18 protein-coding genes are annotated in these 16,505 nt (G+C 34.8%); 10 read left to right on the plus strand and 8 right to left on the minus strand.

Annotated features, from left to right (window positions below; translation table 11 throughout):
* The 4 genes from GQ594_RS08025 to GQ594_RS08040 form a co-directional block, all read left to right on the plus strand.
* On the plus strand, positions 1 to 395 hold a 395-nt coding region (locus GQ594_RS08025), incomplete at its 5' end, for a single-stranded DNA-binding protein (RefSeq protein WP_160416515.1).
* 482 nt (positions 396 to 877) lie between these two features.
* Entirely contained in the window at positions 878 to 1,630 is a 753-nt protein-coding gene (locus GQ594_RS08030; RefSeq protein ID WP_160413079.1) for an antA/AntB antirepressor family protein, read from the plus strand.
* 138 nt (positions 1,631 to 1,768) lie between these two features.
* On the plus strand, positions 1,769 to 2,065 hold the full coding sequence (locus GQ594_RS08035) for a DUF3850 domain-containing protein (protein WP_160413081.1): 297 nt from the start codon (positions 1,769 to 1,771) through the stop codon (positions 2,063 to 2,065).
* A 96-nt stretch (positions 2,066 to 2,161) separates the two neighbouring features.
* Complete coding sequence (locus GQ594_RS08040) at positions 2,162 to 2,362, plus strand: helix-turn-helix transcriptional regulator (RefSeq protein ID WP_160413083.1); 201 nt, start codon at positions 2,162 to 2,164, stop codon at positions 2,360 to 2,362.
* Here the strand turns inward: GQ594_RS08040 and GQ594_RS08045 are convergent.
* Positions 2,343 to 3,548 (minus strand): tyrosine-type recombinase/integrase, encoded by a 1,206-nt coding sequence (locus GQ594_RS08045; RefSeq protein WP_160413085.1) that lies wholly within the window; start codon positions 3,546 to 3,548, stop codon positions 2,343 to 2,345. The genes GQ594_RS08040 and GQ594_RS08045 overlap by 20 nt on opposite strands.
* Before the next feature lie 200 nt (positions 3,549 to 3,748).
* Positions 3,749 to 5,332 carry a glutamine-hydrolyzing GMP synthase gene (gene guaA / locus GQ594_RS08050; protein ID WP_160412140.1) on the minus strand — a complete coding sequence of 528 codons (1,584 nt, stop codon included), beginning with the start codon at positions 5,330 to 5,332 and terminating at the stop codon, positions 3,749 to 3,751.
* A 258-nt stretch (positions 5,333 to 5,590) separates the two neighbouring features.
* Here guaA and GQ594_RS08055 point away from each other — a divergent pair, with 258 nt between their 5' ends.
* Positions 5,591 to 6,022, plus strand: a complete 432-nt coding sequence (locus tag GQ594_RS08055; protein WP_160399750.1) for a hypothetical protein — start codon at positions 5,591 to 5,593, stop codon at positions 6,020 to 6,022.
* A 3-nt stretch (positions 6,023 to 6,025) separates the two neighbouring features.
* Positions 6,026 to 6,493, plus strand: coding sequence for a MarR family winged helix-turn-helix transcriptional regulator (locus GQ594_RS08060; RefSeq protein WP_085246561.1), 468 nt, complete (start codon positions 6,026 to 6,028; stop codon positions 6,491 to 6,493).
* A 225-nt stretch (positions 6,494 to 6,718) separates the two neighbouring features.
* On the opposite strand, the gene pta is transcribed toward GQ594_RS08060, so the two are convergent.
* On the minus strand, positions 6,719 to 8,869 hold the full coding sequence (pta, locus tag GQ594_RS08065; RefSeq protein WP_160412141.1) for a phosphate acetyltransferase: 2,151 nt from the start codon (positions 8,867 to 8,869) through the stop codon (positions 6,719 to 6,721).
* Between the two features lie 65 nt (positions 8,870 to 8,934).
* Complete coding sequence (locus GQ594_RS08070; RefSeq protein ID WP_160412142.1) at positions 8,935 to 10,140, minus strand: acetate kinase; 1,206 nt, start codon at positions 10,138 to 10,140, stop codon at positions 8,935 to 8,937.
* Positions 10,141 to 10,330: 190 nt separating this feature from the next.
* Here GQ594_RS08070 and yfbV point away from each other — a divergent pair, with 190 nt between their 5' ends.
* On the plus strand, positions 10,331 to 10,780 hold the full coding sequence (yfbV, locus tag GQ594_RS08075) for a terminus macrodomain insulation protein YfbV (RefSeq protein ID WP_272914558.1): 450 nt from the start codon (positions 10,331 to 10,333) through the stop codon (positions 10,778 to 10,780).
* Between the two features lie 14 nt (positions 10,781 to 10,794).
* On the plus strand, positions 10,795 to 11,304 hold the full coding sequence (gene priC, locus GQ594_RS08080; protein WP_160412146.1) for a primosomal replication protein PriC: 510 nt from the start codon (positions 10,795 to 10,797) through the stop codon (positions 11,302 to 11,304).
* Between the two features lie 89 nt (positions 11,305 to 11,393).
* On the opposite strand, the gene GQ594_RS08085 is transcribed toward priC, so the two are convergent.
* A complete protein-coding gene (locus GQ594_RS08085; RefSeq protein WP_160412148.1) occupies positions 11,394 to 11,954 on the minus strand; it encodes a hypothetical protein in 561 nt (186 codons plus the stop codon).
* A gap of 354 nt (positions 11,955 to 12,308) precedes the next feature.
* Between GQ594_RS08085 and cysK the strand changes: the two genes are divergently transcribed.
* Entirely contained in the window at positions 12,309 to 13,274 is a 966-nt protein-coding gene (cysK, locus tag GQ594_RS08090) for a cysteine synthase A (RefSeq protein WP_160399743.1), read from the plus strand.
* Positions 13,275 to 13,382: 108 nt separating this feature from the next.
* On the opposite strand, the gene ruvB is transcribed toward cysK, so the two are convergent.
* Together ruvB and ruvA are read right to left on the minus strand one after the other, a co-directional pair.
* Positions 13,383 to 14,387: a Holliday junction branch migration DNA helicase RuvB gene (gene ruvB / locus GQ594_RS08095; RefSeq protein WP_160399742.1), complete on the minus strand. Its 1,005-nt coding sequence runs from the start codon at positions 14,385 to 14,387 to the stop codon at positions 13,383 to 13,385.
* Positions 14,388 to 14,400: 13 nt separating this feature from the next.
* Entirely contained in the window at positions 14,401 to 15,009 is a 609-nt protein-coding gene (ruvA, locus tag GQ594_RS08100; RefSeq protein WP_160399741.1) for a Holliday junction branch migration protein RuvA, read from the minus strand.
* A gap of 267 nt (positions 15,010 to 15,276) precedes the next feature.
* Between ruvA and GQ594_RS08105 the strand changes: the two genes are divergently transcribed.
* A complete protein-coding gene (locus tag GQ594_RS08105; protein ID WP_160412150.1) occupies positions 15,277 to 16,083 on the plus strand; it encodes a cold-shock protein in 807 nt (268 codons plus the stop codon).
* A gap of 66 nt (positions 16,084 to 16,149) precedes the next feature.
* Here GQ594_RS08105 and GQ594_RS08110 read toward each other — a convergent pair whose 3' ends face one another.
* Positions 16,150 to 16,488 (minus strand): YbaB/EbfC family nucleoid-associated protein, encoded by a 339-nt coding sequence (locus tag GQ594_RS08110; RefSeq protein ID WP_065635232.1) that lies wholly within the window; start codon positions 16,486 to 16,488, stop codon positions 16,150 to 16,152.
* Between the last annotated feature and the right edge of the window lie 17 nt (positions 16,489 to 16,505).

The following is a 16,505-nucleotide window of genomic DNA, read 5'->3' on the forward strand; positions in this document are numbered from 1 at the left end:
TTAACACAATGACAGCAACAGGTAACGTTGGTAAAGACGCTGAACTACGTTATCTACAAAACAATACAGCAGTAGCAGAATTTCAATTACCAGTTAAAGCAGGCTACGGAGATAATCAAAAAACATCATGGATTAAGTGTGTGCTATGGGGTAAAGCGGCAGAAGGTTATGCTCCAAATATCAAAAAAGGAGATTTAGTTGTGGTCGGTGGTGAGTTTTATGTTGAAGAATGGCAGAAAGATGGCGCAACATTCACAAGACCGTGTTTGCGTGTATCTCAAATTCAATTGACTAAAAAGCATGATGAGCAACAAGCACAACAACCTAAACCGCACGCACCGGCTCAGGCTCAGGCTCAGCAAGATGAGTTTATAGATGATGAGATTCCATTTTAGTTTGACAATAATTTTATCGGGTTGTATAGTTGTAATCACTACAACATACGCGGACTTCCGCACCCGAAAGCTAGCGGTTTTTTTATGCCTATTTTTAGGTATTTGATCATGTCTATGATCGGGTCGAGAGGACGTAATACAATACTCGAAAGAGGAATAAGTCCCGCCGTCGTATGCGGTAGTTGAAGCCCGATCACCTACTAAATCTTTTTCATAATTACTATCTTTATTAATATCTTTTAAAATATTGACTTCAAATATCATATTGCGATATATTGACCCTTGAGGTGTAGAAACCTTTACAAGCGGATATATCGCCCCGTTAGTGTGATTTTTTTGTACCTAAATTTCGTTCTATGATCGAGAGGGCGACGAATACAATACCATAAATGGGAATAAGTCCAGCCGACTTGTACGGTTTTCTAACCTCTTGATCGCCCTATTTGGGCTTAGTGTAGAAACTAAATACAAGGTGCAACATCATGCAAAATCAAATTATCCCTATCTTTAACAGTGTTATAAACCAAGAAGAAGTAAAATCCGTCAATGCTAAACTTTTACATTCCTTTTTAGAGGTTGATACAAGATTCAATGATTGGATCATTCGTCGTATAAATGATTATCAATTTATTGAAAATATTGATTTTGTTTTGGTTACTCAAAAAAGAGTAATCAAAAATAGAGGTGGGGATCGTCGTTCAAAAGACTATCATATTACTTTAGATATGGCGAAAGAATTAGCCATGATTGAGAGAACTGAAAAAGGAAGGCAAGCAAGAAAATATTTCATTGAATGTGAAAAACGATTAATGCAAATATTACATCCAACAACAATTAACACCGAACAGCAACAAGCAATCAAACAAGCGGTAAATGAACGTTCATTTAGAACAGGTGAGCATTATCAAGCCATCTACACTAAACTTTATGAACAATTCAAAATCCCACGTTATCAGGATTTACTTGCTAGTAAGTTCGACGAAGCTATTAAGTGGTTGGGTGGGGTTACAAAAACAAGAAAAGATATGATTGAGGTAAACAGAACCAATTTGATTTGTTTAGTTCATCACATGATTTGGTTGAACGATTTCTACATAGATAATCGTTTATATGATGTTTTTAAAATGCTGGGGTCTAATTTCGGTGTAAGACTTCACGATCATTTTGGCGACGGTGCTTTTGTTGCTTCAATGTTTAAACAACAGCTAGAAAAGAAACAATTACAGAAACTATAAATTAAGGGCATTATGCCCTTTTTTAATCCCCAAAATCTGTTAATAACACACTGAACAACCACCCTATTCTATTAATTTATTACAAATATCTGCGCTGACTATTTGGCGTGCGATTTCTATTATCTAAAGGAAACAATTATGACAACACACGAACTAAAAATTAAATCAGAGCATTTCATGGACGTTATAAAAGGCATAAAAAAGGCTGAAATTCGTTACAACGACCGAAATTATCAAGTCGGAGATATTCTAAAGTTGCATGAAATTGATGAGCACAGCAATCGTACTGGTAATCAATGTGGCGTTATTGTCTCTCATATTTTAGACGATACTGAGTATTTGCGCGACGGGTATGTAATGTTGAGCATCGGAGTAATGTCTAGGTTTATATTGAATGAGACGGCGAACGATGAAAAAACCACTAAAAACAACTGACGGTAGAGTCAAAAAGAGAGTTTACAGTGAATAAACACTGCGAATTACTGAGTGTTATTTATTGATGAGAGATGAGAAGAAATTATAGGAGTAATCATGGAAAAAATTATTTTAACAAAAGCAGTATCGTTGCAAGGCGTAAAATCTATAACAAGCTTTAGCCGAGCAACAATATATAGAAAAATACAAACAGAAAACTTCCCTCGACCAATAAAAATATCAGCCAAGAGGGTCGTCTGGGACGAAGCTCAAGTAAAAAATTGGCTACAAGAAAAGGCTAACTCGTATATTCAGTAGTCCATTTATCTATCATATCCGCCCAATCTTGTAATAGTTTTCGCCTTTGCTCTGAGTATTCAGCTTTATTGTAAACAGCTCTAACGCCTCGTTGCTCATGAGCTAAAGCCTTTTCTATCCAGTCAGAATTGTATCCAGCTTCATGTAGGTGAGTTGATGCGGTTCTTCTCATGTCATGTACAGTAAAATCACCGAGATTAAAACCGTTCTTTTGAGCCAATTGAATAGTATGCGTGCAAGCTCTGTTTAGTGATGATTTTGATATATTCCCGTACTTTGATTGCCCAAAGCTTGGTAAAACAAATGGTGATTCGCTTGATAATATCTTTAACTGCATAAACAAATCGATTGCTTGTTTAGATAAATAAACAACATGAGGTCTACCTGCCCCCTGTCTGCTCGCTTTCATGCGTTCGGCAGGGATTGTCCATTCCGCATTTTTAAAATCTATTTCATCCCACGTTGCATCAACTATTCCACTTTTTCTTGTCATTGTTAGCATAATTAGCTTTAGTGCGATCTTTAATTGAAGAGACGTTTTGCTAATTTTCAATGTGTTAAAAAATATACCCACTTCTTGCTTTGTTAACGCTCTATCCCTTGGTGTGAAAGTCGCTATTGAAGATCCTTTTACATAATCAGCAGGATTATCATAATTAGCCCCCCTCGCCTTCGCGTATGTAAAGACCATGCCAACAATATCTCGTGTTCTTACCGCCGTTACAGGTGCGCGTTCTTTAATTTTCTCACAATATTGCCTCAACATTGTTGGAGTTATTTCTGACAATAACAATTTACCGAATTTTGGAGCAACATCTCTTGCGATTATTCCTTGCACTACATCTCTGGTACTAATTGCATAATCAACATCATTAAACCATTTATCCAACCAATACCCAAAAACATCATTATTTTTTGTTTGCTTTTCACGTTGCTTTTCCTTTGCGGGTGAAAGCCCATTTGCAATTAATTTCTTTGCTTCAAGTAGCTTATCTCTTGCTTCAGATAGTGATAATTCACCATGTTTACCAAAAGTGATTGTTTCTCGTCGCCCGTTAATGCGGTAATCATAACGAAAAGACAACGTACCTGCTTTAGATACGGCAACATACAACCCATCTCGATCTGGAATTTTATATTGTTTGTCTTTTGGCTTTATTGATTTAAGCTTAGTTTCTGTTAACATATTTATCTCCTATACCGTCATGCGTGTCGGTAATTTTAGTAAAATATTCTATGTTAAAATTATGATACCGTCAAAGCTACCGTCAAAAAAAGTGAGCTTAAATGAGACAAAATAAGACAAAATGAAACAAAAAAGCCTTGATAAACAAGGCTTAAAATAACAAAAAAAGACAATATGAGATTACATGATATTAAATGCAATCATTCCCACTCAATAGTAGCTGGCGGTTTTCCGCTTATATCATACACAACACGGGATATGCCGTTAACCTCATTAATAATGCGGTTAGAAACTCGCCCAAGGAATTCATATGGTAAGTGAGCCCAATGAGCAGTCATAAAGTCAACCGTTTCAACTGCCCGCAGTGAAACAACCCAATCATATTTACGCCCATCCCCCATTACACCTACTGAACGTACAGGTAAAAACACAGTAAAGGCTTGACTAACTTTATGATAAAGTTCAGCTTTGTAAAGTTCTTCGATAAAAATAGCATCAGCTTGACGTAATAAGTCACAATACTCTTTTTTAACTTCACCAAGAACTCGTACACCTAAACCTGGTCCTGGGAATGGATGGCGATAAAGCATATCGTAAGGTAAGCCAAGTTCTAAACCTATTTTGCGTACTTCGTCTTTAAATAGCTCTCTTAATGGTTCAACTAAGCCCATTTTCATATCTTCAGGTAAACCACCAACATTATGATGTGATTTAATCACATGAGCCTTACCTGTGTCGGCTGCTGCCGATTCAATAACATCAGGATAGATAGTACCTTGTGCTAACCATTTTACATCTTTAAGTTTTGCTGCTTCTTCATCGAATACAGCAACAAATTCACGTCCAATAATTTTACGTTTAGCTTCCGGATCCGCTTCACCTTTTAGTGCAGCTAAAAAGCGATCTTCGGCGTTTACAGCAATAATATTTAAGCCAAATTTATTACCAAACATATCCATAACTTGCTGCGCTTCATTCAGGCGCAATAAACCATGATCAACAAATACACAAGTTAACTGATCACCAATAGCTTGATGTAATAATAATGCAGTTACAGAAGAATCCACTCCACCTGATAAGCCAAGTAACACTTTGTCATTACCAACCTTTTCTTTAATGCGAGCAATAGCGTCACTAATAATTGATGATGGAGTCCAAAGTTTTTCGCAGTGACAAATGTCGATCACAAAACGTTGCAGTAATTCAAAACCTTTAATCGTATGCGTCACTTCTGGGTGAAATTGCACACCATAAAATTGTTTTTCATCATTAGCCATAATAGCAAATGGACATGTTTCGGTACGACCAATAAGTGTAAAACTGTCTGGTAGCGTTGTGACTTTATCGCCATGGCTCATCCATACATCGAGTTGGTTAATCCCTGTATCAGTCGTATTATCTAAAATGCCATCAGTTAACTTAGATGATCCAACAATATCCACTTTGGCATAACCAAACTCTCGTTGATTAGAAGCGGTAACTTGCCCTCCTTTACCTACTTGAACTGCCATAGTTTGCATGCCATAACAGATCCCCAATACTGGCACACCTGCATTGAACACATATCCGGGTGCTCGTGGGCTGTTTGGTTCAGTAGTACTTTCAGGGCCACCTGATAAAATAATACCTTTGGGATTAAATTGTTTGATTTTTTCTTCCGATACATCCCACGGCCAAAGTTCACAATAAACACCAATTTCGCGAATACGACGAGCAATTAACTGAGTAACTTGCGAACCAAAATCAAGAATTAAAATGCGTTGCTGGTGGATGTCTTTTTTCATCAATTTTATTCCTAAACTATGAACTAATACAAAATTAGGGTGATATTGTACCATTTACCAAATAAATTGAGAGCATTAATTAAAAACAATTATAAATATTTTATATTATCAATAATTTTCAAATCACCTTATTACAGAATTCAATATCATGGTCATCAGACTAACCTTGTGATAAGTCAGCAAATCAAAAAAATTAAATTCCCTTTACCCAGTTAATAAGTAAACTTATAATAAGTCAACTTATTAAAAGGAGACGCTATGGATACCATTTCAATTTCTTTCATATTACCAACCAAAGCTAAACCAACTCAAATTTGGCAATACTATACTGATCTTAATTTAAGAAAATTATGGGAAACTGATCTTGAAGAATTTCGTATATTTGGTGACTTAAAAACAGGATCTAAAGGTATTTTCAAATTACAAAATATACCAGAAATGGAAGTTACTTTATCAAAGATTATTGATGAGCAAGAATTTACAGAACAATTTGATATGCCTGAAATAGGTTTACTTTTTTTCTCACATCAAATTATTGAAATATCGCATAATCAATATGCATTAAAATCAGAAATTTCTCTAAAACCGAACAAAAAAATGGATACTAAAGCATCTTATGATTTTATAAAACAGATTTCAGATGATATTATTGATAAAGCTTACAAATTAAATAGCTTAGTTGAAGGGTAAATTATGACAAAGGACAATAAGTTTTTGACTCAATTCCAAACTGATTCTGAATCTATTGGTTTTGTTTTTATGAAAACTTATTCGTCTTGGCATACAAATATCAAAAATTGCTTGAAAAAACAGTCTATCACTCATCCTCAATTTATTGTGCTTGCAACACTTGCTTATCTATCACAGCAACCAGACGAAATAACACAAGTTATTTTATCAAATAAAACAAATATCGATGTGATGACAATTTCCCAAATATTAGAGAATTTAGAAAAAAAGGATTATATAAAACGCTCTTGCTCAATTAAAGATAGCCGGGCAAAATCCATTCAATTAACACAAAAAGGATTGAATAAAGCGAATGAAACTGTACCTTTGGTTGAACAAATAGATAAAGATTTTTTTTCAACATTACAAGGTGATAAAGAACAATTTATGAAAATGTTATTAACACTATTAAAAACCAACATGGAGGGATAAAATCATTTATAACTTTTTATTATTTATTGTTTTTATCAACTTTGAATGCTTAGACTTGACTTAAAATAAGTTTTTGAAGACCTTCTCTCAAATTTCTAGAACAAAATACTTTAAAACTGAATCGTTATAACTCAAACTTTTTAAAGCTCATTACTTGGCGCAATTTAATTAAAAAAAGGTGATATTTCATCACCTTTTATCTATAGTCAAAATGTATTACTAAACTTATTTTGAAGCGTTTTGTTCTTGAGCCGATTGAATTGCGGTTAATGCTATAGTGTAAACGATATCGTCAACTAATGCACCACGAGACAAGTCATTAACTGGCTTACGCATACCTTGTAGCATTGGACCAATTGAAACAAGATCTGCAGAACGCTGTACTGCTTTATAAGTCGTATTACCCGTATTAAGATCAGGGAAGATAAATACAGTTGCTTTACCAGCAACTTGCGAATTAGGCGCTTTTGATTTAGCCACATCAGGCATTACGGCTGCATCATATTGTAATGGACCATCGATCATAAGATCTGGGCGTTTTTCTTGAGCAATACGAGTGGCTTCTTTTACTTTTTCTACATCAGCACCTTGACCTGAACTACCTGTTGAATAAGAGATCATTGCAACGCGTGGTTCAATACCGAATGCGATAGCTGTATCAGCTGATTGAATCGCAATTTCAGCTAATTCTTGTGCATTTGGATCAGGATTAATTGCACAGTCACCGTAAATGTAAACTTGATCAGGCATTAACATAAAAAATACTGATGAAACAAGTGAACTACCTGGTGCTGTTTTAATTAATTGTAATGGTGGACGAATAGTGTTAGCTGTTGTGTGAACCGCACCTGATACTAAACCATCAACTTCGTTAGCTTCAAGCATCATCGTACCAAGTACTACGTTATCAGCTAATTGCTCGCGAGCAATAACTTCAGTCATGCCTTTGTTTTTACGTAATTCAACAAGACGAGGAACATATTTTTCACGAATATTTTCAGGATCAACGATCTCAACCCCTTGTCCTAAAATCACACCTTGTGAAGCAGCAACTTTACGTACTTCATCAGGATTACCAATAAGCACACATTTTGCAATGTTGCGTTCAGCACAAATTGCCGCAGCTTTGACTGTTCTTGGCTCATCACCTTCTGGTAATACAACAACTTTCTTAGCATTACGCGCAAGTTCAGTTAATTGATAACGGAAAGCTGGTGGTGATAGACGACGTGCAGAATTCACTACTTCATTTAATGATTTAATCCAATTTGCATCTATATGATCAGCAACAAAATTCTGGGTATTTTCCATGCGCTCTTTATCATCAACAGGAATTTCCAAATTGAATTGTTGTAAATTGATAGAGGTTTGGAAAGTATTGGTTTTAACAGTAAATACAGGTAAACCTGTATCAAAAGCTGGTTGGCATAATTTTGCGACTTTTTCATCGATTTCATAACCACCAGTTAATAAAACACCACCAATTGAGACGCCATTCATTGCAGCTAAACAAATAGTGGTTAATACATCTGAACGATCGGCTGATGTTACTAAAAGAGCATTTGGTTGTAAATGACTGATAATATTAGGAACACTACGTGAACAGAAAGAAATATGTTTGATACGACGGTTTTTGATATCACCTTCGTTAATAATTTTTGCATCAAAATGTTTAGCAATATCAACAGATCGACAAGCACTTAAGTCCATATTCCAAGGAATACAACCAAGAACAGGGAGTGGGCTATACTCATTTAAATCTTTGATTGTGACTTTTTTACCGTCAAATTTAGGCGTATGATAAATTTCTGCCACATCAGGACGAGCAAGACTTTGCTCTTCAACTGGTGCATTAACTTTATTAACAATAACACCAATGATTTTTTCATTTTTGATACCACCAAAATTAGAACGTGCAATTTCAATACGATCTTTAAGTTGCTCTGGTGAATCTTTACCCATATTGACAACAAAAATAATTTCAGCACCAAGTGTTTTAGCAATATTATTATTAAGCTCATTAGCAAAAGGATAATCAGATGTTGGTACAATACCCTCAACTAAAACAACGTCAGCACCTTTAGTGTTTTCAGCATAAAGTGCAACGATTTCTTCCATTAGCACATCTTGTTGATTCAAACCTAATAGGTTTTCAACATGGCTCATTTTAAGCGGTTTCAAAGTTGGAATTGACGTGTTATGGCTAACTAAAGTTGTTGTGTTATCTGGAGCATCACCACCAGATCTTGGTTGTGCTACTGGCTTGAACACATTTAAGTTAATACCTTGACGCTCCATTGCTCGAATAACACCAAGGCTCACACCGGTTAACCCGACATTAGTACCGGTTGGAATGAGCATAATTGTACGAGACATAATTTTACCTCTTAATTCTTTATTAAATAAAAACAAACCGCCATTAAGGCGGTTTTTATTGAATATTACGCAGTTAGACGCGCAGCATCTTGAGCAATCACAAGCTCTTCATTAGTTGGAATTACCATTGCGATAGCTGAACCATCTTTAGTGATTGTGCCACCTTTACCAAAACGAGCAGCTAAGTTACGCTCTTGATCAAGTTCAAAACCAAGAATACTTAATTTTTGTAACGCCATGCGACGAACCTCTTCAGAATTTTCACCAATACCACCGGTAAAGATGATAGCATCTAAACGACCATCTAAAAGCATTGCATAACCACCAATATATTTAACTAAACGGTGAACAAAAACATCTAAAGCGTTTTTAGCATTTTCATCTGTTTCGTAATTATCAGTTACATAACGGCAGTCACTACTTACACCTGTTAAACCTAATAAACCTGATTTTTTATTTAATAGATTATTAATATCAGAAACAGACATTTTTAAATTGTCATGTAAGAAAAACATAATAGCAGGATCGATATCACCACTACGAGTACCCATTACTAAACCTTCTAGTGGTGTTAAGCCCATTGAAGTTTCAACACATTTACCATTTTTAACAGCTGTAATTGAAGCACCGTTACCTAAATGACAAGTGATAACATTAGTTTGATCAACTGGTTTATTTAATAATTTTGCTGCTTCACGACTAACATAATAATGGCTAGTACCATGTGCACCATAACGACGAACACCATGTTTAGTATAAAGTTCGTTAGGAATAGCATATAAATATGCTTCTTTTGGCATTGTAGTATGGAAAGCAGTATCAAATACAGCTACATTTTTAGCTTTTAAATGTGGAAACGCTGCAAATGCTTCACGAATACCAATTAAATGAGCAGGATTATGTAATGGTGCAAATGCTGCTGCTTCTTCGATTCCTTTTAATACTGAATCATCAATAACTACCGATTGAGTATATTTTTCACCACCATGAACAATACGATGACCAATCGATTTAATGCTATCTAATAATTCTGGTTTTTGTGGAAAGATGCTATTAACAATAAAACGAATTGCTTCACTATGTGCAGCACCTGCACCTAAAGAGGCTTCACCTTTAACACCGTCAAGTTTCCACTTAATACGTGCATCAGGAAGGTTAAAACATTCAGCTAAACCAGATAAAAATTCATCACCGTTTTCAGGGTTTATAATGGCAAATTTTAATGATGAACTTCCGCAATTAAGAACAAGAGCGTTATTACTTGATGACATAGTAATTCCTATAGATTGAATAAAAAGACATATACCAATCAAAATTGGTAACTCAGCACATGATAAAATCAATGTGACTACACTAGGTGACTTCTGATATCTTGCTTTTTGAGATAAAATAGAGGAGTCTCCAATTTGAATAACACTATTTTAAGACAATAAGAAGTGAATGTCGAGGAATCCGCAAAAGATGAACCTAATAAACACAATTAAAGCAGGGATAAGGTATATGAAGCTTTGTCCGACGGACAAACAGCTAATGCATTCATTTCCTGAATTAAAAATCATTAACCACATAAAAACCGCAAATAAATACTTGCCCCCTATCATTATTGGCTTACTAGTTTGGCAATATTGCCTGCCTGCTCAAATTGCAGTAACAGCAATAACCATATTATTTGCCTTAAGTTTACCTTTACAAGGGATATTTTGGCTAGGACGACGCGCACTATCACCTTTACCACTTAACTTAATTGACTGTTATAATCAATTAAAATTAAAGTTGATTGCTAAAAAAATCATCGCAGAAAATAGCTCAGAAGACAATAAACTAACATTTGAAGCATTTATGAAAATTATAAATTTAGCCAAATTGCACTTAGGTGATTACTTTGGTTCAGATGATACCTTACCTTATTAAAAAGGCCGACAATAATGGCAGATTTACTCACAACACTACAAAATCAAATTAACCAGCTAGAACAACAAATCAATTTAGCAAACGAAAAGCAATATCAAGAGCCCTATTTTGACGAACAACTATTTCAAACCAATAAAATTGTGACAGACAAAACATTTTATCTTGAAAAAATAAAACACACCTATCAAACATTAGTTGCTAATATCGAATCAGAAAAAGTCGAACAAATCACTTTTTTATCAGACATGTTAGTCAACCAAATTACAGCCCTAACACGTGAACTAGCCACCCACAATTTGCGCAAAAAAGAGCCCCAAATCATTATTGAAGAAACCCTAGCTCAAAAACACATGCGCCATTTAGATTATTTACGTCGATTGCAAGAAATGAAATACGAGTTAGAACTATCATCTGACATCATTAATCAAAGCAAAATAGCTGCACTTGATAATCGAATTTACCGCTGTGAACAAGCAATTAAAAAAATTGAGTTTGAGATGGAAAGTGATATCAATGATTTCTAATAAAAGCCAATTTAATGTCGTAAACAAAATAGTTACATAACTATTGCATAAAATTATAAAATTAAATACCAGCCTTTAATAAATCATTATCAATGATTTGATGATTTAAAACCCATTAATTGAGAAAAATATTTAGCACCATAGCCTTTAAAATAAAATTGAACCTGACGACTTTTCAAAGCGTAGATAAATGCGCTTGTTTCCTCATACGAATAAAAACCACTTACCCAACGTTTATTTAACTTAATCTTATCATTTTTGAAAGTCAAACATAACAAACATGAATTTACGAATGCTGAAGATCTATACCTATTTATTCCATCATGCTGACGAGATAATCGCATAGTAATTTTAACATTAAGATCACTATTGATATCATAACAAATATCTCGCCTAAATTTTCGTGATACAATAATTTTATTATTGCTAACTATAGAAAAAACTGGCGAAAAAAACATTTTCACTATATACAACAGACTAGTAATTAAAAAAATCCCACATATACAACTATTAAAATTCAATAAATTCAAACCTAAAAAACGATTAACTACGTCAAAAAAAAGTAAAGTATCGACAAAATAAAAATCAATTACAAAAATGAATAAAACACAACACACAGCCCCTAACAATATTCCTGTAATACTACCCATTATCAAGGTACAAATTAAAGACTTTTGGAACGGTCCTAATATTTCTATTTTTGGCTTTGATCTTGTTGGTTTTAGTCGTTTTCTCATTAAGCTACGGTCAAATTAATCTATTAATTGCGTTAATATAATAACAAAAAATCTATCATTTAAGATGATGATAAAAATAAAATTAAAAAAACATTATACGGGATTAGTGTTTATTTTTCTTATCATAAGATTATTCTTATGACTAAAGTGAATATTGTTATAATGATTAATTAGTATCGTCTTTTTGGATTATATTTATAATAATGATTATTCATAATCAGTAGTACAATACTATTTATTTTAAAACGATTAATTAAGGATTTTGATATGAGTAACATATTTGATGATAACTCACAAACCATTGGGCATACTCCATTAGTCAGATTAAAACACTTTGGTCATGGCAACATATTAGCCAAAGTCGAATCACGCAATCCGAGTTTTAGTGTTAAATGCCGCATTGCATCGAATATGATTTGGGATGCTGAAAAACGAGGTTTATTAAATTCTGACGTTGAATTAGTTGAACCCACCAGTGGCAATACGGGCATTGCGCTCGCCGCTGTTGCAGCCGCTCGTGGTTATAAATTAACATTAACAATGCCTGAAAGCATGAGTATAGAGCGTAGAAAGCTACTTAAAGCGCTTGGCGCTAACTTAGTATTAACCGAAGCAGCCAAAGGAATGAAAGGCGCTATCGAAAAAGCTGAAGAAATTGTCGCAAATGATCCTACAAAAAATATTATGCTACAACAATTTAGCAATCCAGCCAATCCAGAAATTCATGAAAAAACAACGGGTCCTGAAATTTGGCAAGATACCGATGGTAAAGTCGATATTTTTATTGCTGGCGTCGGAACTGGAGGCACTTTTACAGGTGTAACACGTTACCTTAAAAAAACACAAGGAAAGGATATTACTGCGGTTGCCGTTGAACCAACTAACTCATCAGTCATTAGCCAAGCACTCGCTGGTGAACCAATAAAACCGGGGCCACACAAGATCCAAGGTATTGGTGCAGGATTTATTCCTGATAATTTAGATTTAAGCTTAATTGACTTAGTTGAAAAAGTCACCAATGAACAAGCCATCAACACAGCTCGAGAATTAATGGAAAAAGAAGGCATATTAGCGGGGATCTCATCTGGCGCCGCAGTTTTTGCAGCAGATCGCCTCGCAAAATTACCTGAAAACGCCAACAAAACCATCGTCGTTATTTTACCCTCTTCTGGCGAACGTTATTTAAGTACCGATTTATTTAGTGGGATTTTTACTGAAAAAGAGTTGGGATAAACGACATCAAATGAATATCTTAAAAACTAACACCACCTTATAGTGGTGTTAGAATAATAAATCACATATTTATCAACAAAATATTAATAATAAATTAAACATATCCGCCTATGCATCTTGAATAATGCCAAAATGCCGATACGCATGTGGTGTTGCAATTCTGCCACGAGGCGTTCGTTGAATATAACCTTGTTGAATTAAAAAAGGCTCAAGTACATCTTCGATCGTTTCACGTTCTTCACCGATAGCTGCAGCAATGTTATCGAGACCAACGGGCCCACCCATAAATTTTTCAATAATGGCTAGCAATAATTTACGATCCATATAATCAAACCCTTCGTTATCAACATCAAGCATATCAAGTGCTTGAGTAGCTATTTTTTGATCGATAACACCTTTTGATTTTACATCGGCATAATCACGCACACGGCGCAAAAGACGATTAGCAATCCGAGGGGTACCTCGAGAACGTTTAGCAATTAAATGTGCACCTTCATCAGACAAATCCATCCCCAAAAATTTGGCACTACGACTCACAATATACTCCAAATCCTCGACACGATAAAACTCAAGACGTTGCACAATACCAAAACGATCACGTAGTGGCGAAGTTAATGACCCAGCACGCGTTGTTGCACCAATTAACGTAAAAGGGGGAAGATCAATTTTAATCGAACGCGCAGCAGGTCCTTCACCAATCATAATATCCAATTGATAATCTTCCATTGCTGGATATAAAATTTCCTCAACAACAGGAGACAATCGATGGATTTCATCAATAAACAACACATCATTAGGCTCCAAATTGGTCAGCATAGCAGCTAAATCGCCAGCTTTTTCGAGCACAGGGCCAGAAGTAGTCCGTAGATTAACATTCATTTCATTAGCAACGATATTAGCTAACGTGGTTTTCCCCAATCCTGGTGGCCCAAAAATCAACACATGATCGAGTGCATCTTTACGTTGTTTGGCTGCTTGAATAAAGATCTTCATCTGTTCACGCACCTGTGGTTGCCCAATATATTCATCCAAACATTTAGGACGAATTGCACGATCTAGTGATTCTTCTTCCTTTTGCGCTTGTGGCGCAATCAAACGATCCGCTTCAATCATAATCAATCCCTATTTACAGTGCCGACTTTAAGGCTTCACGAATCAGCGTTTCGCTATCCATTTCAGGTTTAATGACTTTACTAATAATACGGCTAGCTTCTTGTGGTTTATAGCCTAATGCAATTAGAGCCGAAACCGCCTCGCCTTCAATTTGATTAGCCGATTTTTGAACGTTATCCATATCAACAAACGTACTAGTATTGGATAATGGTTCTCCTAAATGCTTAATACGATCTTTCATTTCAACAATTAACCGCTGTGCTGTTTTATTGCCCACACCGGGTAGCTTAACTAAAGTCTTAATTTCGCCCTGTTCAACCGCACCAATAAATTGCGATGCTGACATACCTGACAAAATAGCTAACGCTAATTTAGGTCCCACACCATTAACTTTAATAAGCTCACGAAATAACTCGCGCTCTTGCTCTTGATTAAACCCATAAAGTACTTGCGCATCTTCACGCACAGCAAAATGAGTTAATACAATAACTTCTTGCCCGTTTTCAGGTAATTCATAAAAACAGGTCATCGGCATAAACACATTATAACCGACGCCACCAACTTCAATCAGAACTTTCGGGGGTTGTTTTTCAATAATGGTGCCACGTAAACGACCAATCACAATATATCCTTAAAAATAAAGCATAACAATTAAGCAAATAATTGGTTAGTTTACCCGATAGCAAACAAATAATAAAGAAAAACTGTATAAATAGACAGGCAAATCAAAAGTTAATTACAGCATATATCATTTTACTAAATGATATATGGAATGAATCTATATATAATACTGATTAAAATAGTCGCTTTGTCTATAGAGGTTGTAGTTATTCAATAATCAAAAATTATGTTTTGAAGTCATAATTTATTCCATTAAGGAGCGTTATATATGATTAGTCAAATAAAAAAACTTTGTAAAGATAAAAATAATGAAGATGCCTATTATGGATTTGTAAGAGCATTGGATGAAGGAAAGGATTATTACTTTACCAAAAAGGATTTTGATAATTTACCTATAGATGAAATAGAAATAGGCCTACGAGTGGCATTTACTGCTAATGAAAAAGATTCAGGTCAACGATTTGCAACAAATATTAAAATCATCAGAGATCAAGCAACAGAAAACAATCAACAGAGCTTATCTGATGATAAATCTTTGAAAAATAAAATTGATGCCCAAGGCTATCAAGCACTTTTAATAAATTCTGTCCAACAAATCAAGTATATTAACGAACCACTGGCGTTTGAAGATTCAGTCTTCAATTTATTAAAAGTGATTGGTTTAAATAAAATATTTCAATTTGATCGTGATAATCAAGCGGGTAAGGCCGATGGCTTTTTTATTATCGAAAATTTAGCTGTAATGTATGACTGTACGCTGCAAAAAAACTTTGAATCGTTTAAAGAAGAACAAATAGAAAACTACATAAATAAACTAAACCAAAAAGCACAATTAACTTTCAACATTAAAAAAAATGATGGTGGAATCACCCCTAAAACAATTCCATTAACAGGCAAAAATAAACAAGTTTGGATTATTACCAAAGGAGAAAGCAAAGAGATAAGCGATTTCGATAATGTGAAAGTAAAAGAAATTTCGATATATGACTTATGTGAAATTTACAAAAAGCGATTAAGTGATATTACTTATGATAATGAAAAACTAGTAAACGATTTTATCTTTATTGGAAAATAATTTTTAGCAAAAAAGCAGAAAGAAAATATAATTTTTCTTCCTGCTCACACTCAAAATAATCTATTTTTAAAACGGCATTTTAAAACCTGGTGGTAATTGCATGCCACCTGTTACTTGCGCCATTCGCTCTTTTTGCGCTTCGTCTAAACGGCGGCTTGCATCGTTATAAGCTGCCGCAATAAGATCTTCTAGCATTTCTTTATCATCTTCGGTTAATAGCGATGGATCGATTTCAACACGTTTACAGCTATGTGTACCATTAACGGTCACTTTAACCATACCTGCACCTGATTCGCCTGTAACTTCTAATTTAGCGATCTCTTCTTGCGCTTGTTGCATTTTTGCTTGCATTTGTTGGGCTTGTTTCATTAAGTTGCCCAATCCACCTTTTCCACCTGAAAACATAATAATTCCTCGTTTAA

The sequence above is a fragment of the Gilliamella sp. Pra-s52 genome (assembly GCF_009795805.1).
Taxonomy (GTDB): Bacteria; Pseudomonadota; Gammaproteobacteria; order Enterobacterales; family Orbaceae; genus Gilliamella.